Annotated in this window: 16 protein-coding genes and 1 pseudogene; 5 read left to right on the top strand and 12 right to left on the bottom strand. The window is 64.2% G+C overall.

Annotated features, from left to right (window positions below):
• The first annotated feature begins 15 nt into the window (after positions 1–15).
• The gene (gene rpoC / locus BSY18_RS17200; protein ID WP_069051302.1) at positions 16–4227 is read left to right on the top strand and encodes a DNA-directed RNA polymerase subunit beta'; all 4212 of its coding nucleotides are present in this window, start codon (positions 16–18) and stop codon (positions 4225–4227) included.
• A gap of 135 nt (positions 4228–4362) precedes the next feature.
• On the opposite strand, the gene BSY18_RS21580 is transcribed toward rpoC, so the two are convergent.
• From BSY18_RS21580 to BSY18_RS17220, 5 genes are all read right to left on the bottom strand, one after another.
• Entirely contained in the window at positions 4363–4485 is a 123-nt protein-coding gene (locus BSY18_RS21580; RefSeq protein WP_257785052.1) for a hypothetical protein, read from the bottom strand.
• Between the two features lie 151 nt (positions 4486–4636).
• Positions 4637–5221 (bottom strand): DsrE family protein, encoded by a 585-nt coding sequence (locus BSY18_RS17205; RefSeq protein ID WP_069051303.1) that lies wholly within the window; start codon positions 5219–5221, stop codon positions 4637–4639.
• A gap of 32 nt (positions 5222–5253) precedes the next feature.
• Positions 5254–6777 carry a DUF1570 domain-containing protein gene (locus BSY18_RS17210; protein WP_171900266.1) on the bottom strand — a complete coding sequence of 508 codons (1524 nt, stop codon included), beginning with the start codon at positions 6775–6777 and terminating at the stop codon, positions 5254–5256.
• Between the two features lie 121 nt (positions 6778–6898).
• Positions 6899–7498: an NAD(P)H:quinone oxidoreductase gene (gene wrbA, locus BSY18_RS17215; protein WP_069051304.1), complete on the bottom strand. Its 600-nt coding sequence runs from the start codon at positions 7496–7498 to the stop codon at positions 6899–6901.
• 75 nt (positions 7499–7573) lie between these two features.
• Complete coding sequence (locus BSY18_RS17220) at positions 7574–8284, bottom strand: pirin family protein (protein WP_069051305.1); 711 nt, start codon at positions 8282–8284, stop codon at positions 7574–7576.
• Positions 8285–8399: 115 nt separating this feature from the next.
• On the opposite strand from BSY18_RS17220, the pseudogene BSY18_RS17225 reads away from it, so the two are divergent.
• The 3 genes and pseudogenes from BSY18_RS17225 (at position 8400) to BSY18_RS17235 (ending at position 11676) form a co-directional block, all read left to right on the top strand.
• Positions 8400–9295: pseudogene (locus tag BSY18_RS17225) on the top strand (LysR substrate-binding domain-containing protein).
• 271 nt (positions 9296–9566) lie between these two features.
• Positions 9567–10268: a response regulator transcription factor CtrA gene (gene ctrA / locus BSY18_RS17230; protein WP_017672249.1), complete on the top strand. Its 702-nt coding sequence runs from the start codon at positions 9567–9569 to the stop codon at positions 10266–10268.
• 127 nt (positions 10269–10395) lie between these two features.
• Positions 10396–11676 (top strand): MFS transporter, encoded by a 1281-nt coding sequence (locus tag BSY18_RS17235; protein ID WP_069051306.1) that lies wholly within the window; start codon positions 10396–10398, stop codon positions 11674–11676.
• Positions 11677–11683: 7 nt separating this feature from the next.
• Here the strand turns inward: BSY18_RS17235 and BSY18_RS20745 are convergent, their stop codons facing one another.
• The 4 genes from BSY18_RS20745 to BSY18_RS17250 are packed head-to-tail and all read right to left on the bottom strand — an operon-like array spanning position 11684 to position 13552.
• On the bottom strand, positions 11684–11965 hold the full coding sequence (locus BSY18_RS20745) for a type II toxin-antitoxin system RelE/ParE family toxin (protein ID WP_082382468.1): 282 nt from the start codon (positions 11963–11965) through the stop codon (positions 11684–11686).
• A complete protein-coding gene (gene relB, locus BSY18_RS17240; protein WP_054136291.1) occupies positions 11925–12128 on the bottom strand; it encodes a type II toxin-antitoxin system RelB family antitoxin in 204 nt (67 codons plus the stop codon). Before relB ends, BSY18_RS20745 begins: the two co-directional genes overlap by 41 nt.
• A gap of 4 nt (positions 12129–12132) precedes the next feature.
• A complete protein-coding gene (gene rsmD / locus BSY18_RS17245; RefSeq protein ID WP_171900267.1) occupies positions 12133–12693 on the bottom strand; it encodes a 16S rRNA (guanine(966)-N(2))-methyltransferase RsmD in 561 nt (186 codons plus the stop codon).
• 43 nt (positions 12694–12736) lie between these two features.
• Entirely contained in the window at positions 12737–13552 is an 816-nt protein-coding gene (locus BSY18_RS17250; RefSeq protein ID WP_054136290.1) for a pseudouridine synthase, read from the bottom strand.
• A gap of 98 nt (positions 13553–13650) precedes the next feature.
• Here BSY18_RS17250 and BSY18_RS17255 point away from each other — a divergent pair, with 98 nt between their 5' ends.
• Positions 13651–14079, top strand: coding sequence for a response regulator (locus BSY18_RS17255; protein ID WP_054136289.1), 429 nt, complete (start codon positions 13651–13653; stop codon positions 14077–14079).
• A gap of 41 nt (positions 14080–14120) precedes the next feature.
• On the opposite strand, the gene BSY18_RS17260 is transcribed toward BSY18_RS17255, so the two are convergent.
• The 3 genes from BSY18_RS17260 to BSY18_RS17270 all read right to left on the bottom strand — a co-directional run bounded on the left by BSY18_RS17260 (position 14121) and on the right by BSY18_RS17270 (position 16746).
• A complete protein-coding gene (locus BSY18_RS17260) occupies positions 14121–14462 on the bottom strand; it encodes a hypothetical protein (RefSeq protein WP_054136288.1) in 342 nt (113 codons plus the stop codon).
• Between the two features lie 89 nt (positions 14463–14551).
• Positions 14552–15859, bottom strand: a complete 1308-nt coding sequence (locus tag BSY18_RS17265; RefSeq protein ID WP_231684117.1) for an MFS transporter — start codon at positions 15857–15859, stop codon at positions 14552–14554.
• A 71-nt stretch (positions 15860–15930) separates the two neighbouring features.
• Positions 15931–16746 carry a 2-keto-4-pentenoate hydratase gene (locus BSY18_RS17270; protein WP_069051307.1) on the bottom strand — a complete coding sequence of 272 codons (816 nt, stop codon included), beginning with the start codon at positions 16744–16746 and terminating at the stop codon, positions 15931–15933.
• Positions 16747–16751 lie beyond the last annotated feature (5 nt).

Raw genomic sequence — 16751 nt, forward strand, 5'->3', positions numbered from 1 at the left:
TAAATGGAGCCAAAAATGAACGAACTGACCAAATTCAACAATCCCGCCGTCAAGCCGGAAACCTTTGACGAGATCCAGATCGGCCTCGCTTCCCCGGAGCGTATCCGTTCGTGGTCCTTCGGCGAGATCAAGAAGCCCGAAACCATCAACTATCGCACGTTCAAGCCCGAGCGTGACGGCCTGTTCTGCGCGCGCATCTTCGGTCCGGTGAAGGATTACGAGTGCCTGTGCGGCAAGTACAAGCGGATGAAGTACAAGGGCATCGTCTGCGAAAAGTGCGGCGTTGAAGTCACCGTGACCAAGGTGCGCCGCGAGCGCATGGGCCATATCGAGCTCGCCGCTCCCGTCGCGCATATCTGGTTCCTCAAGTCGCTGCCGTCGCGCATCGGCCTGCTGCTCGACATGCAGCTCAAACAGCTCGAGCGCGTGCTGTATTTCGAAAGCTATGTCGTCATCGAGCCGGGCCTCACCAGCCTTGAAAAGTACCAGCTGCTGACCGAAGACGAGCTGCTCGACGCACAGGACGAGTTCGGTGAAGACGCGTTCTCCGCCGGGATCGGCGCAGAAGCCGTGCGCCAGATGCTGATGGACCTCGACCTCGAAAGCGAGCGTGCCGATCTGCTGCAGGAGCTTGAGACCACCAAGTCGGAGCTCAAGCCCAAGAAGATTATCAAGCGCCTGAAGGTCGTGGAATCGTTCATCGATTCAGGCAACCGTCCCGAATGGATGATCCTGGAAGTCATCCCCGTGATCCCGCCCGAGCTGCGTCCTTTGGTGCCGCTGGACGGTGGCCGCTTTGCGACCTCGGATCTCAACGATCTGTATCGCCGCGTGATCAACCGCAACAACCGCTTGAAGCGGCTGATGGAACTGCGCGCGCCTGACATCATCGTGCGCAACGAAAAGCGCATGCTGCAGGAAGCCGTCGATGCGCTGTTCGACAACGGCCGTCGCGGCCGCATCATCACCGGCGCCAACAAGCGTCCGTTGAAGTCGCTGTCCGACATGCTCAAGGGCAAGCAGGGCCGCTTCCGTCAGAACCTGCTCGGCAAGCGCGTCGATTATTCGGGCCGTTCGGTCATCGTGACCGGTCCCGAACTCAAGCTGCACCAGTGCGGCCTGCCCAAGAAGATGGCGCTCGAGCTGTTCAAGCCGTTCATCTACGCGCGTCTCGATGCCAAGGGTCTGTCGATGACCCTGAAGCAGGCGAAGAAGTGGGTGGAAAAGGAGCGCAAGGAAGTCTGGGACATCCTCGACGAAGTCATTCGCGAGCACCCGGTCATGCTCAACCGCGCACCGACGCTCCACCGTCTGGGCATCCAGGCGTTCGAACCCGTGCTGATCGAGGGCAAGGCGATCCAGCTTCACCCGCTCGTCTGCTCGGCCTTCAACGCCGACTTCGATGGTGACCAGATGGCCGTCCACGTCCCGCTGAGCCTCGAGGCGCAGCTGGAAGCACGCGTGCTGATGATGTCGACCAACAACATCCTCTCGCCCGCCAACGGCAAGCCGATCATCGTTCCTTCGCAGGACATGGTGCTGGGTCTGTACTATCTCTCGATGGACCGCGAAGGCGAGCCCGGCGAGGGCATGCTGATGGCCGACATCGCCGAAGTGCATCAGGCGCTGGAAATCGGTGCGGTGACCCTGCACTCCAAGGTCATTGCGCGCGTTCCGCAGACCGACGAGCAGGGCAACCAGTATCTCAAGCGGTACAACACCACGCCTGGGCGCATGCTCATCGGCGAGTGCCTGCCCAAGAGCCACAAGGTGCCCTTCGACGTCGTCAACCGCCTTCTCACCAAGAAGGAAATCGGCGACGTCATCGATCAGGTCTATCGTCACACTGGCCAGAAGGACACCGTCCTGTTTGCCGATGCGATCATGGGCCTGGGCTTCCGTCACGCCTGCCGCGCCGGCATCTCGTTCGGCAAGGACGACATGATCATCCCCGATTCCAAGGAGCGTCTGGTCGATGAGACCCGCGCCCTGGTTGCTGACTATGAGCAGCAGTATCAGGATGGTCTGATCACCCAGCAGGAAAAGTACAACAAGGTGATCGACGCCTGGAGCCGTTGCGGCGACCAGGTCGCCAACGCCATGATGGAAGAGATCAAGGCAACGCCCAAGGACGAGCATGGCCGCGAAGCCCCGGTCAACTCGATCTACATGATGAGCCACTCGGGCGCGCGTGGTTCGCCAGCGCAGATGAAGCAGCTTGCCGGCATGCGCGGCCTGATGGCCAAGCCGTCGGGCGAGATCATCGAAACGCCGATCATCTCGAACTTCAAGGAAGGTCTGACCGTTCTTGAATACTTCAACTCCACCCACGGTGCCCGCAAGGGTCTGGCGGATACGGCGCTCAAGACGGCGAACTCGGGTTATCTGACCCGCCGTCTGGTCGACGTGTCGCAGGACTGCGTCATCGTGCAGGAGGATTGCGGTACCGAGAACGCGCTGGAAATGCGCGCAATCGTGCAGGGCGGCAGCGTCATCGCCTCGCTGGGCGAGCGTATCCTGGGCCGTACGCTGGCCGAGGATATCTCCGATGCCAAGACCGGCGAGATCGTGATCGCCAAGGATACCTTGCTCGACGAAGCGAACATCGCGACGATCGAGGCCTTGGGTCTGCAGGCAGCACGCATCCGTTCGCCGCTGATCTGCGAAGCGACCATGGGCGTGTGCGGCAAGTGCTATGGCCGTGACCTTGCTCGCGGTACGCCGGTGAACATCGGCGAAGCTGTCGGCGTCATCGCCGCGCAGTCGATCGGTGAGCCGGGCACCCAGCTGACGATGCGGACCTTCCACATCGGCGGTGCGGCGCAGCTCAACGAAACCTCGAACCTCGAAGCGGTGGCCGATGGCACGCTGCAGTACCGGGATATCCCGACGATCGTGAACAAGCGCGGACAGCGCCTGTCGCTCGCCCGCAACGGCGAAATCGCGATTGTCGACAAGGAAGGCCGCGAACGTGCGGTCCACCGCATCCCGTACGGCACCGTGCTGCTGGTCGACGACAATGGTGTGGTCAACCTTGGCGATCGGATCGCCGAGTGGGATCCGTTCACCATGCCGGTGATCACCGAAAAGGGCGGCGTCGTGAAGTATCAGGACCTGATCGACGGCAAGACGCTGATCGAACAGACCGATGATGCGACCGGCATCGCACAGCGCGTGGTCGTGGAATTCCGTGGATCGCTCAAAGCGAAGTCCAAGGAGGATCTGCGTCCCCGCCTGACCCTGCTCGATGATGATTCGGGTGAAGCTGCCCGCTACATGCTGGCAGTGGGTGCGATGCTTTCGGTCGAGGAAGGCCAGAAGGTTGAAGCAGGCGATGTTCTCGCCCGTGTCAGCCGCGAGGCCGCCAAGACCCGCGACATCACCGGTGGTCTGCCGCGCGTTGCCGAACTGTTCGAAGCTCGCAAGCCCAAGGACAATGCGATCATCGCAAAGGTCTCGGGCCGCATCGAGTTCGTTCGTGACTACAAGGCCAAGCGCAAGATCGCGATCCATCCTGAAGAGGGTGAATCGGTCGAATATCTGGTGCCCAAGTCCAAGGTCATCGACGTCCAGGAAGGCGATTATGTCAAGAAGGGGGACAACCTGATCTCGGGTTCGCCCGACCCGCATGACATCCTTGAAGTGCTCGGCGTGGAAGCGCTGGCCGAATATCTGGTCAGCGAAATCCAGGAGGTCTATCGTCTGCAGGGCGTGAAGATCAACGACAAGCATATCGAGGTGATCGTCCGTCAGATGCTGCAGAAGGTGGAAATCACCGACGGCGGCGACACCACCCTGCTGCCGGGCGAACAGCTCGATCGTGAGGAAATGGACGAGTACAACGGTCGTCTCGACGCGGGCAAGAAGTTCGCGGAAGGCAAGCCCGTGCTGCTCGGAATCACCAAGGCTTCGCTGCAGACGCGTTCGTTCATCTCGGCGGCATCGTTCCAGGAAACCACCCGGGTGCTCACCCAGGCGGCGGTCGAAGGCAAGCGTGACTCGCTGATCGGCCTGAAGGAAAACGTCATCGTGGGTCGTCTGATCCCGGCAGGTACCGGTGCGGGCATGAACCGCATGCGCATCGCCGCCAACAGCCGCGATGCAGCGCTCCGCGCCCAGCAGCGTGCGCTGCAGCGGGCGATGGCAGCCGCGAACGAGGTCGAGGCGGCTCCCGCCCCGGCACCGGTCGCAGCCGAGCCCGAAGCGGTCGATACCGACGCGGAATAAGCGTGTTGCTCCAAGGCGCTTGCCGGGGAGCAACCGCCCTTGAACACAACAAACCCGTCGGAAGCGATTCCGGCGGGTTTGTTGTGTTCGGTCTGTCAGGCCGGGGGGCTCGTTACCCCCGATCCGGTTTGCGGCTCAGAGAATGCCGAAGACGAAGAGCGCGATGATCAGCAGGCCGGGTACGCCCAGCAGCCACAGGATGAGGCCTTTTGCCATGATGGGTCCTTCTTGAAATGCATGAGAGGTCGGTGCGACCACCCTGGAATGGAGCACCCGAAGGAATGAGGCTGTGCAATGACGATAGCGCCGCCTGCAGCTGCCCATTCATCCGCGGGGCCGTTGACCAGTTTACATCTGCCGGAGCGATTGGTTCCGGCCCGCGCGGCAACCCATGCCCGCAAGGCCGCGCTCAGAAGGGATTGAGCGTATAGCCCTGCTGTTGCAGCAGCGCATGCGCGGTCATCGCCGACAGCTGCATCCTGACCCCGGGGGCAAGGTCGCTGCGGGCAATCCCTTGCCCCGCAGCGCTCTGCCCGCACAGATGGATCTCGACGCCGTTGTCGATCAGCGCGGCGATCGCTGCGAGATTGGCGTTGGTCGCGCCGTCATGCTTTCTGGCATAGGCTCCAGCGTTGGTGAGATCGAAGCTCGCCGGGCCGTGCACCACCACCGCGACCCGCACCGCGTCGCGCGGGACGCCTGCCTCTGCGTGCATGTTGATGAACCGCGCCGCGCTTTCCAGCGTGCGGTTGATGGCACCCGGCTTGGCGGCCTCCGCGACATCGAAGGCAACGCTGAACGTGGCATTTGCAGGCAAGGGCTCGCGCCCCTCCACCGTCGCGACCGGGCCAAAGCCGGTGATCACGCTGCCGGAATGGAAGCCGGGTCGCATAGGGGGCTGGGTGTCGGCCTGGGCCTGCGCCGGGGCCAGGCCCGCGATCAGCGCCAGCGCGGCTACGGACAATGCGATATGAAGCGACGACCGATGCGACATGCAACTCTCCCTGGTTTTGGCAGCGGAGCGTATCAGGATGCGGTGTCGTCTTCATCCTCTTTCGAAGCAGGCGGCACGCGCCCCTCGATCAGCGCGCGCGCGTTCTCTGCCAGCCGTGTGTTGTGCGGATGGTTGATCAGCGGCGCCAGCGTCCTTTGGGCGCGCTCCTTCTGGCCGCTGCCGATCTGGTACTGCGCCAGGGTCATCCGCAAGCCGATGTCATAAGGCGCCAGCGCAAGTGCACGCTCCAGCCCCTGGATCGCGACCGGTGGCGGTGTCTTGCCCTCTGCCGCATAGGTCCGGTAGAAATAGCTCAGCGGCAGGGGATTGTCGTTTTCCACCCGGTTGGCCGCGGCGACCGCAGCGCGGACCTTGGGCCACAATCTGGCATCGCCCTGCTCGGCCTGGCGGAACAGAGCATACATCTTCTGGATCAGCGCATTCATCGCGCGCGGGTCCCTGGCCAGCGCCCGGTCGGCAGCTGCCAGTGCCTCGGCGGTGTTGCCGGCGTCGAACTCGGCTTCTGCCAGTGCGGTCTGCACGAACGGATCGTCGGCATAGGGAGCTGCGGCCTGTCGCGCCTCCTCGACGACGATCTTCGCCTGCTCGTCGTTGACCCCGCGGCGCGAGCGCATCATCACCGGCAGGATCGCTGCCTCGCCCTTGTTCAGCGTGCGAATGGTGATCGCGGCGCTGGTGATCCGCTCGGGGCCCAGCCGCAGATAGGTCATTCTGCGGCGCTTCTTGTAGGCGGCGAGTTCCTTGTCGAGCACGTCGAGATCGCCAAAGGCATTGACCGCGGCTGCCTCCTCGCCTTCGCCCGCATCCAGCCGCCGCAGATAGTCGGCCATCTGCCCCGCGCGCTCATCCGAGAAGGTCAGATAGTGAAACAGCAGCCAGCTGCGCCCGTAAAAGGAGTCGTAGCGTTTCGAGGTGTTCTCGCGATATTTGCGGGTGCTGAGCAGCATGTCGATCGGCACTTCCTGCGCCAGCTCGAGCTCGGCCACGCGATGATCGGCGGGAAGCCCCAGCCCGACCGCACCGCCGCTCTCGAACTTGGCGCTGGCATAGAATTCGGCAAAGCCCTCGGTCATCCACATCGGAGGCGACCCGGAAAAGACGCTGAACATGAAGTGATGCGCATATTCGTGGAGCAGGAGGCGTTCGCCATCGGAGACGCGGTCGCTCTGGCTGTCGTCGTTCACGCGGGGTACGAACGCCACCGATCCGCCCGCGCGCGACTGGTAGAAGCCCGAGACGAAGCGGCTGCCGGTGCCCAGCAGCTTGCGCACCTGCGCGTCGTCGCGCACCACGAAGACGGTCAGCCGGTTCGATGGCGAGGTGACCTCTGGAGGCAGATTGTAGATATAGAGCATCGCCGAACGATAGCGTTCGAGCATGTCGGTGAATTCGCGGATCTGCGATTCGCTCTGGTCGCCGTAAACCAGGAAATTCGGGCTCGATGCCTCGCGCCACTCGGCACGCGCGGCTACGGGAAGACTCGCCAGCACGGCCAGCGCCAGGGCCAGCAGGCGCCTGATCCTCGAAACGTTCACACCCGTTACCCCATCGCAGCTTCGCCAGGCACAGTATGGCCCGGCCATCCCCGCTGCAATCCCGCAAAAAACGGGGTGCAGGGGGAATGGCCGGGCGGTCGCCGAGCGGGCAGGGGGCAGGTTACGCGGTCAGCTTGGCTGCGGTGCGCGCGACCTTCGCACCCAGATAGCGGGCGCCGCCGAGATCGGCTTCGTGCGGCTGGCGCGATCCGTCGCCACCGGCGATCGTGCTGGCACCATAAGGCGATCCGCCGATTACCTCGTCGTTGCTGAGCTGGCCCTGGAAGCCATAGTCCAGTCCGACGATGGTCAGGCCGTGGTGCAGCAGGTTGGTGAGGATGGAGAACTGCGTGGTCTCCTGTCCGCCATGCTGGCTGGCGGTGGAGGTGAACGATGCGCCGACTTTGCCGACCAGTGCGCCCTTGGCCCACAGCCCGCCGGTGCGGTCCCAGAACGCCGCCATCTGGCTCGACATGCGGCCAAAGCGGGTGCCGGTGCCGACGACGATCGCGTCATAGTCCGCGAGCTCTTCGGGCGTGGCGATCTGCGCGGCCTGGTCGAGCTTGAAGTGACTGCTGCGGGCAACATCCTCGGGCACCGTTTCGGGCACGCGCTTGATCGTCACCTCGGCGCCCTCGCCGCGCGCGCCTTCGGCCACGGCCTCGGCCATCGTTTCGATATGACCGTAAGAGGAATAATAGAGCACCAGAACTTTTGCCATGAGACGTCTCCTTTAAGGGAATGGGTTGAAAGGGGTGTCCCGCCGCCGGGAGGGGGAAGCGGCGGGACGGGGGGATCAGTGGGTCCGGGTTTCCGCGAGCAGAAACTCGGCATCTTGGGTCGCCGAGACGGTGATCTCGGTTTCTTGGGTAATCGCGGCGGCATCGCGCGGGCCGATTTCGACCCCATTCACCGTCACGCTGCCCGCCGACACCACCAGATACGCAGACATGCCGTCCGCGATCCGATGGGTGATGCTGTCGCCGGCCGCCAAAGTCGCACCCGACAGGCGGGCATCGGCGCGGATCATCAGTGCGCCTGCGCTGATGTCCTCGTCGCGGCCGCTGGCCAGCACCTCGAGCCTGCCCGAACGCTCGCCCCTGGGGAACTGCTTGGCATCCCAGCGCGGCTCGCCGCCCGCTGCATCGGGGATGATCCAGATCTGGAACAGGCGGGTCTCCTCGCTCTCCAGATTGAACTCGCTGTGCGCCACGCCGGTGCCCGCGCTCATCACCTGGACATCACCCGCCTCGGTGCGGCCTTCATTGCCCAGGCTGTCGCGATGGGTGATCGCGCCGGCGCGGACATAGGTGATGATCTCCATGTCGCGGTGCGGATGAGTGGGAAAACCGCTCTTGGGAGCGATCTCGTCGTCGTTCCACACCCGCAGCGCGCCCCAGCCCATGCGGGCGGGATCATGATAGCCACCGAACGAAAAATGGTGGCGGGCATTGAGCCAGCCATGGTTGGCATGGCCCAGGGAAGAAAAGTCGCGCTTCTCGATCATGTCACTTGCTCCTTCTAAAAGGCACCGGATGGTCGGCCGTGCCTGGGCTTGAGACGGAGATAGGACAGTGGTATCGTTTCCAAAATAGCCAGTTTGGAAAAGGATTGTTTCAGATATGCGGCTTCCGGACTTCGAGGCATGGGCGGTGTTCGCCGCCGTTGCCGACAGCGGCAGCTTCACCGCGGCGGCCGATGCGCTCAGCCTGTCCAAGGCCAAGGTCTCCAAGGCGGTCTCGCGGCTGGAAGCGGAGCTGGGCACGGTGCTGTTCCACCGCACTTCGCGCCGCCTGTCGCTGTCGGCGGCGGGGCGCTCGCTGGTCGATCATGCGCGGCGAATCCGGCTGGATGGCGAGGCGGCGGTGGAGGCGGCGCGCGACGAGGCATCGCTGCTGACCGGGACGGTGCGGATCGCGGTGCCGATGAGCTTCGGCCTGCGCGCGGTGGCGCCATTGGTTGCCCGTTTCATGGCAATGCACCCGGGGATCATCATCGACATGCATCTGTCCGACGCACGAGTCGATCTGGTCAACGAGGGGTTCGATCTGGCGCTGCGCATCGCGGTGCTGCCGGACAGCAGCCTGCGCGCGATCCGGCTGCGCAGCGTGCAGATGTACATGATCGCCTCGCCCGATTACTGCGCGCGCCATGGCACCCCGCGTCACCCGGGCGAGCTGGGCGAGCACCGGGCGGTACATTATGCCAATGCTGCGCAGCCCGGGCTGTGGTCGATGACCGGGCCCGATGGCAGCAAGCTGCAGGTGCGGGTTCCCCGGCGCTGATCGTCAACAATGCCGATGCAGCGATGCCCGCGGTGCTGGACGGGCTGTGCATCGCATCGCTTCCCGACTTCTTCTGCAACGCGGCGATGGCGGATGGGCGGCTGCTGCGGCTGCTGCCCGAATGGCGCTTCGACGATACCACGCTCAGCATCGTAACCCCGCCCTCGCCGCATCGCCCGGCGCGGGTGGAGGCGCTGATCGACTATCTGCGCAAGACGCTTCCGCCGGCATGAGCGGCACCGCGCAGCGTTACCAATTGGAAACCATATCGGTATAACTGTGTAAAACGCGACGAACCGAAAGCGTCGGTTGGCATGCAGAAAATCGAGTCTTTTCCGCGCCCCAGCGATCCGGGCGTGCCTCGCGACTCGTGGAGTCAGGCCGGTTTACACAAAATTAACCTTTTGCCCCCAAAACTTTTATGGTTAATGTTTTCCTCGTCGATCCGTTCTTGGGTCCAGATGACTGAACGGTGCCGATGGCACGGGCGAAAAGGGGCTGCACATGCGGGTGCTTTTGATCGAAGATGAACCGACCACGGCAAAGGCGATCGAGCTTATGCTGACGACCGAAGGTTTCAACGTCTATACGACGGACCTTGGGGAAGAGGGCCTGGATCTGGGCAAGCTGTATGATTACGACATCATCCTGCTCGACCTGAACCTGCCCGACATGCATGGCTATGACGTGCTCAAGAAGCTGCGTGTCGCCAAGGTGCAGACGCCGGTTCTGATCCTGTCGGGCATTTCGGAGATGGACAGCAAGGTCCGCTCGTTCGGTTTCGGCGCCGACGACTATGTCACCAAGCCCTTCCACCGCGAGGAACTGGTCGCGCGCATCCATGCCGTGGTGCGCCGCTCCAAGGGCCATTCGCAAAGCGTCATTCGCACCGGCAAGCTGGCGGTCAATCTCGATGCCAAGACGGTCGAAGTGGACAGCGCCCGCGTTCACCTGACCGGCAAGGAATATGCGATGCTCGAGCTGCTCAGCTTGCGCAAGGGCACCACGCTGACCAAGGAAATGTTCCTCAACCACCTGTATGGCGGGATGGACGAGCCTGAACTCAAGATCATCGACGTTTTCATCTGCAAGCTGCGCAAGAAGCTGGCTTTGGCCTGTGGCGGTGAAAACTACATCGAGACCGTCTGGGGCCGCGGCTATGTGCTGCGCGATCCGGAAGCCGATGGCGAAGTCATCGCCGCCTGATCCGCGGATATTTCGACATTCACAAAAGGGCGGCGGGCAACCAGCCGCCCTTTTTGCATGCCCGCTGTGCGCACAGATCCGCGCCAAACCTTGCCATTGGCGCTGGCTGCGCTAACGCTCCGCGCTTATGGGGACCATCACACAGCCGCATCCATATCGCGTCCATGCGCGCGTGCTCACCGCCTCGCTGGTGGGCACGGCCGTCGAGTTCTATGACTTCTACATTTACGCGACCGCTGCCGCGCTGGTGTTTGGCCCGCTGTTCTTTCCGTCGGAGAGCGCCTCGGCGCAGCTGCTGCTGAGCTATATGAGCTTCGGCCTTGCGTTCTTCGCGCGGCCCGTCGGGGCGGTGGCGTTCGGCCATTTCGGCGACCGCATCGGGCGCAAGTCGACGTTGGTCGCCTCTCTGATGCTGATGGGCGGATCCACGCTGCTGATCGCGTTCCTGCCCACCTATCAGATGGTGGGATGGGTCGCGCCATTGTTGCTGTGCATCCTGCGGTTTGGACAAGGGTTTGGTCTTGGCGGAGAATGGGGCGGGGCGGCTTTGCTCGCGGTAGAGAACGCACCTCCCGGATGGGCCGCGCGCTTCGGCATGGCACCGCAACTGGGCGCGCCGGTGGGCTTCATCGCCGCCAACGGCCTGTTCCTGCTGCTGGGGCTGACGCTGACCGATGCGCAGTTCGTCGCCTGGGGCTGGCGCGTGCCGTTCCTGGCGAGCGGGATTCTGGTGGGCCTGGGCCTGTGGGTGCGGCTCAAGATCAGCGAAACGCCGGACTTTGCCGAGGTGCTGGCGCGCGACAAGCCCGCGCCGGTGCCGGTGGCTGAACTCTTCCGCAACCATCTGCGTGCGACCTTCGCCAGCACCTTTGCGGTCGTCGCCTGCTTTGCGATCTTCTATCTCTCGACCGCGTTTGCGCTGGGCTATGCCACTACCGCCTTGGGGCACGACCGCGTCGATTTCCTGCTGGTGCAACTGGGCGCGATCCTGTTCCTCGCGCTGGGGATCGGGCTGTCGGGCTATCGCTCGGACGCGACCAGCAGCGGGCGGGTGCTGATGATCGGCTGCGGCGCGACGATCGGCGTCGGCCTGCTGTTCGGGCCGCTGCTGGGCTCGGGCTCGCTCTGGCTGGCATGGGTGGCGCTGTCGATCGCGCTGCTGGTGATGGGCTTCGTCTATGGCCCATTGGGCGCCTGGCTGCCGCAGCAGTTTCCCGCGCGCGTGCGCTATACCGGCGCGTCGGTGGCGTTCAACGGCGGCGGCATCATCGGCGGCGCACTCGCCCCGATCGCAGCACAGGCACTAGCGGACACGGGCGGCGCGGATGCGGTCGGGCTGTATCTGGCAGCGGCCGGGGTGCTGAGCTTTGCCGGGCTGTGGGCGCAGCGGGGAAGGGCTGCGCGGTAGGCAAGGCTCAAGGGTATTGCTGGCGGGCGTGGACTACCGAGACGATAACGATCTGGTGCTCCCGTATTTGGTAGATCATCAGATAGTTCGGATGGACCACTGCTTCTCGCGTTCCGGCGATGCGTCCTTGCCGATACATTAGCGGCTGAGTTCTTATACGTTGCGCGCACTGGATGAACGCTTCTTCCAGCCGACGCGCTGCCGGTGGGTTTCGTTCGGCGATATAATCCGTGATCGCCCGCAGCTTCCTAAGCGCGTCTGCGGTCCAGACGACGCTTTTTTTGCTCATGCCCGGCGATAATCTCCGACATTTGTCGCATGACGTCTTCATGGGGAATGAGTGGTTCGTCTGACGCTAGCGCGGCTTCGACTGTCGCCTTCAACCACGCATCATAGGCCGCCTCTTCCTCGGACGAGGCGAATTCGGACTCGATCGGCGAGTATTTGACCATGGGGTCAGTCTATCACATCACCCGCCAGCCGCAACAATGTCAGCCTGGCCTTGCCGACCACGCGCTCGGCGTCGATCTCGAAGCCTGACACCTCGAGCTTTTCCGACTTGCCTGTCTCCACGCTGATCCAGGTCGAGGGTGCAAACCAGCCCAGGCGCTTCAGCTTGTCGAGCGCCACCGCGCCCGCGCCGGTCGCATAGGGCGGATCGATCAGCACGACGTCGAAAGGCTTGAGCGCCGGGCCCAGTGTCAGCGCGGAGCTGGGCCGGATTTCGGCGCGGTCTTCGGCTTCAAGCGCGCGGATATTGGCGCGCAGCACGTCGATTGCCGCGCGGTCCTGCTCGACGAACACGCACTTTGCCGCGCCGCGCGACAGTGCCTCGATTCCCAGCGCGCCCGATCCAGCGAACAGGTCGAGCACGCTCAGCTCCTCGAACGATCCCAACCGGCTGGTCAGCATCGAGAACAGCGTTTCGCGGGTGCGGTCTGCGGTGGGGCGGGTGGTGTCGCCTGCCGGGGTCTTCAGCTTGCGGCCCCGCCACTCGCCGGCGATGATGCGCAGCATGGTTACCCCTCCCCTTTGGCGAGGGATGACGTGGGATAGTCCATCATTTCAACGTGTTCCTGAACGTGATCAGATCGTGCCTGCGCACTTCCTCGAGCGCGCCGGGCTCGAGCCCTTCGAGCAGGAAGGGGCCATAGCGGGTGCGGATGAGGCGCGAGACCTTGAGGCCGAGGTGCTCGAGCACGCGGCGGACCTCGCGGTTCTTGCCCTCGGTCAGCGTCATCTCGATCCAGCCGTTCCGGCCAGTGCGGCGTTCGAGATTGGCGTCGATCTTGCCATAGCGGATACCCTCGATGGTGATGCCGTGGATCAGGTCCTCAAGCTGGGTCTGGCTGACCTCGCCGAACGCGCGGGCACGATAGGTGCGCTCCACCCCGGTGGCGGGCAGCTCCATCTGGCGCTTGAGCTCGCCGTCATTGGTCATCAGCAGCAGCCCCTCGGTGTTGAGATCGAGCCGACCGACGGGCATCATCCGCGGTGCATCCGGGGCAACGCGGGCGAGATGATCATAGATCGTCTCGCGCCCGGTGAAGTCGCGTGCCGCGGTCAGCAGCCCGGCAGGCTTGTGGAAGCGCCACAGCTTTGCAGGCGCGGGTTCCTTGACCGCCTTGCCGTCGACGGTGATGCCATTCAGGCTGGTGAGGACCGTTGCAGGCGTGGTGATGACCACGCCATCGCGCGCCACGCGGCCACCCTCGATCATCCGCTCGATCTCGCGCCTGCTGGCGATACCGGCGCGGGCAAGCAGCTTGGCGATGCGCTGCCCTTCTCCCAGCGCGGATGTGCTGGCTTTGGCGGGGGCTTCGCGCGGCGACGGGCTGTCGTTGAGCGGATCGAATTTCGGTTTCCGGGGGGGCATGGGCGCTGCTATAACGAGGAAGGCCTCGCGCGGGAACGCAAGATTTGTCTGCCGCGTATTTCCATGAGACGCCCAAGCCCCTGTCCGAAAGTCATCCGATGCTGTTTTCGCGGTTCACCCGGTCGATCAAGACCATTCTGATCGTCGAGGACGAGCCATTGGTGGCGTTCGACAACGAATTGCGCGTCGTCGACGCGGGTTATCGCGTAGTGGCAACGGTCGATACGCAGGACGAGGCGATCGCGGTGCTAGAGCGCGAGGCGATCGATCTGGTGCTGGCCGACGTCAACCTTTCGCGCGGGGGCAGCGGGATCGAGGTCGCGCGGGTGGCCAGCGAGCGCGACATTCCCGTGCTGTTCGCCACGGGAACCTGCCCGGGCGGGGCGCAGCAATATGCGATCGGCTGTCTCAACAAGCCCTACAGCGCCGCCGAACTGGTCGGCGCGATCGATGCGGTGGACCGGTTGATCCGCGGCAAGAAGCCCAAAACAATGCCGCGACACCTGAGCCTTTTCGCTTCCCCGTAACCTGCCGATCACGGGGAAGCTTGAGGGAAGACTTTTGCGGCTCAGCCCGAATTGCCGAAGCTGATCACGTCGCCATCGCCGGGGCTGTCGCTCTCGGCGTCGTCGAGCGTGCCCAGCGGGCTTTCCTCGTCATCGTCGTTGCGTTCACCGTCAAAGGCGCTGCGGTCGATATGGCCCGATTGCACCATCTGGTTCATGTGATCGACCAGATCCTGCTCGTCCTGCGGCACCACCGAAATTCCGTCCGAACCGCCCCGCTCGCTGTCCTCGCTGGGGTCGTCGTTGCGGTGCAGCGCCTCCTCAGCGATGTCCTGCGCCTGCGGAGCCTCCTGCTGCGACTGGTTGGTGGTGCCGTTGCTGTTGGTATCCCGGGTGTCTGCCATGCTGCGCGTCCTTTGTGCGACAAGATTGCCTGTTGCACATACGCGAAAGCCGGACGGACGTTGCGCAGCCTGGGAGGCCCCTGCGCGCCCTAGACGTTGGCGGGTGCCAGCCTGGGGCTCAGCAGATGCACCACCGCGAGCGCGAGCAGATAGGCGCTGGCGCAGATCGCGAACAGGATTTCATAGCTGCCCGTGCTGTCGAGGATATAGCCGGTGAACAGCGCCATGCCCATGCCGCCGAGCGCCCCTACGGTGCCGCCGATGCCGATCACCGAACCCACTGCGCCGCGCGGGAACACGTCCGAGGGCAAGGTGTAGAGATTGGCGGAGAACGCCTGATGAGCTGCCGTCGCCAGTCCGATGATGAGCACCGCGGCCCAAACGCTGTCGATGCTTTGCGCAAACCAGATCGGCGTGACCGCCAGCGCGCACAACAGCATCGTCGACTTGCGCGCGAAATTGGGGGTGCGCCCGGCCTTGATCAGCCGCGACGACATCCAGCCGCCGAAGATCGATCCGAAGTCGGAGATCAGGTAGATCGCCGCCAGCGGCAGGCCGAAGGTCTTCAGATCCATGTCATAGCGCTCGAACAGATAGCCCGGCAGCCAGAACAGGAAGAACCACCAGATCGGATCGATCAGGAACTTGCCCAAAGCATATGCCCAGGTCTCGCGAACGCTGAGCAGGCGGCTCCAGCCGATCTGCTCGACTGGGTCGGCGGGGTCCTGCTGGATCCAGGCGAGCTCGCCCGGGGTGACGCGCTTGTGCTCGGCCGGGTGGCGATAGATGAACCACCAGGCGGCAAGCCAGACGACGCCGAAGATACCGGTGATGAAAAACGCCGAGCGCCAGCCGAAATACAGCACCAGCACCGGCACCAGCAAAGGCGTGATGATCGCGCCGACATTGGCCCCGGCGTTGAACAGCCCGATGGCAAAGGCGCGCTCACGCTGCGGGAACCAGTCGGTGACCGCGCGGATCCCTGCGGGGAAGTTGCCGCTTTCGCCGATGCCGAGGCCGAAGCGCGCGGCGGCAAAGCTGGCGACGCCGGTGGCGAAGCCGTGCGCCATATGGCCGATGGTCCAGATGACGATCGCGACCGAATAGCCCAGCCGGGCGCCGACGACATCGACGATGCGCCCGAAGCCGACATAGCCGATGGCATAGGCGACCTGGAACCAGAAGACGATGTTGGCAAAGTCGCTTTCGGTCCAGCCGAATTCCGCGACCAGCGTGGGCTTGAGCACGCCGATCATCTGCCGGTCGATATAGTTGATGGCGGTGGCCGCGAACAGCAAGGCGACGATCACCCAGCGATAGCGGCCGGCATTGGCGGCGGCAGCGGTCACGGGCGCGGGCCCGGTCTGGGTGCCGATCGTCGCTGGGGCATCAACCATCTTCACTCTCCCTTGGCCATTTGGCCCTGTGGATGGCGGCCGGGCTTTTGCCGGTCCGCCACAACGATCTGCTAGCGCGGCGTGGCAGCCACCACCCGGCAGTGCACGGCACCGCAGCCTTCGAAAATCGCGGTAAACGCCTGTCCGATGGCGATTTCATGCACCCCGGTGATCGCACCGGTCGAGACCCACAGCCCCGCCGAGACATCCATGCCGCGCGCGATCAGGTTGGTCAGCAAAAAGCGCACTGCGCCATAGGGCCCGTCGAGCATCGTCGCTGCGGTCGCCGCGCCGACGACCTCGCCGTCGATCTCGCTGCGCACCGGGATGGCGCACAGATCCAGATCGCGCCAGCCCTGCAACGCCGGGCCCTGGACCAGCCCGGCATTGTTGCCGAAATCGGAGACGGTGACCAGCGGGCCATCGGTGTTGATGCCGGGATAAGGCGAGCTGGCGACCTCGATGCCCAGCCGGACATCGTCGAGCAGCGCCTTGGTGCCTTCGTCGTCACAGGGGACCGGGCCGGTAAAGCCGGGGGCCACGTGCAGCAGCATCTCGGCCTCGCCGGCGGCAAAGCCGCCGTGGAACACCGGCATGTCGGGCGCATGGCCATCGGCGGCATCGACGATCGAATCGGCGAAGATCGGTCCGGACAGGCGGTTGGCGCCCAGCTGGCCATCGAGCGGCGGGTTGATCCGTCCGACCTTCCAACCCACCACCGCGCGCCCGTCGATGACGATCGCGCGATCCTGGATCGTGTAGGCCGCCTGCAGCTCCTGCGGCTTGATGCCCGGATAGCTATGCAGCGCGCGCGCCTCGCGGCGGGCACTGACAAAGGCCATGGCAACATCGTCGGCCTGTTCGTTCACCGTCAACTCGATCCCCATCCCAA

The organism is Blastomonas sp. RAC04, from assembly GCF_001713435.1.
Taxonomy (GTDB): domain Bacteria; phylum Pseudomonadota; class Alphaproteobacteria; order Sphingomonadales; family Sphingomonadaceae; genus Blastomonas; species Blastomonas fulva.

Bases quoted from the DNA above. Each gene is read 5' to 3' on its own strand.
- rpoC (WP_069051302.1), top strand. From the start codon at position 16: ATGAACGAACTGACCAAATTCAACAATCCCGCCGTCAAGCCGGAAACC.
- BSY18_RS17265 (WP_231684117.1), bottom strand. From the start codon at position 15,859: ATGGTTGATGCCCCAGCGACGATCGGCACCCAGACCGGGCCCGCGCCC.
- wrbA (WP_069051304.1), bottom strand. From the start codon at position 7,498: ATGGCAAAAGTTCTGGTGCTCTATTATTCCTCTTACGGTCATATCGAA.
- BSY18_RS17255 (WP_054136289.1), top strand. From the start codon at position 13,651: ATGCTGTTTTCGCGGTTCACCCGGTCGATCAAGACCATTCTGATCGTC.
- rsmD (WP_171900267.1), bottom strand. From the start codon at position 12,693: ATGCTGCGCATCATCGCCGGCGAGTGGCGGGGCCGCAAGCTGAAGACC.
- BSY18_RS17205 (WP_069051303.1), bottom strand. From the start codon at position 5,221: ATGTCGCATCGGTCGTCGCTTCATATCGCATTGTCCGTAGCCGCGCTG.
- BSY18_RS17235 (WP_069051306.1), top strand. From the start codon at position 10,396: ATGGGGACCATCACACAGCCGCATCCATATCGCGTCCATGCGCGCGTG.
- relB (WP_054136291.1), bottom strand. From the start codon at position 12,128: ATGGTCAAATACTCGCCGATCGAGTCCGAATTCGCCTCGTCCGAGGAA.
- BSY18_RS17220 (WP_069051305.1), bottom strand. From the start codon at position 8,284: ATGATCGAGAAGCGCGACTTTTCTTCCCTGGGCCATGCCAACCATGGC.
- BSY18_RS17270 (WP_069051307.1), bottom strand. From the start codon at position 16,746: ATGGGGATCGAGTTGACGGTGAACGAACAGGCCGACGATGTTGCCATG.
- BSY18_RS20745 (WP_082382468.1), bottom strand. From the start codon at position 11,965: ATGAGCAAAAAAAGCGTCGTCTGGACCGCAGACGCGCTTAGGAAGCTG.
- BSY18_RS17250 (WP_054136290.1), bottom strand. From the start codon at position 13,552: ATGCCCCCCCGGAAACCGAAATTCGATCCGCTCAACGACAGCCCGTCG.
- ctrA (WP_017672249.1), top strand. From the start codon at position 9,567: ATGCGGGTGCTTTTGATCGAAGATGAACCGACCACGGCAAAGGCGATC.
- BSY18_RS17260 (WP_054136288.1), bottom strand. From the start codon at position 14,462: ATGGCAGACACCCGGGATACCAACAGCAACGGCACCACCAACCAGTCG.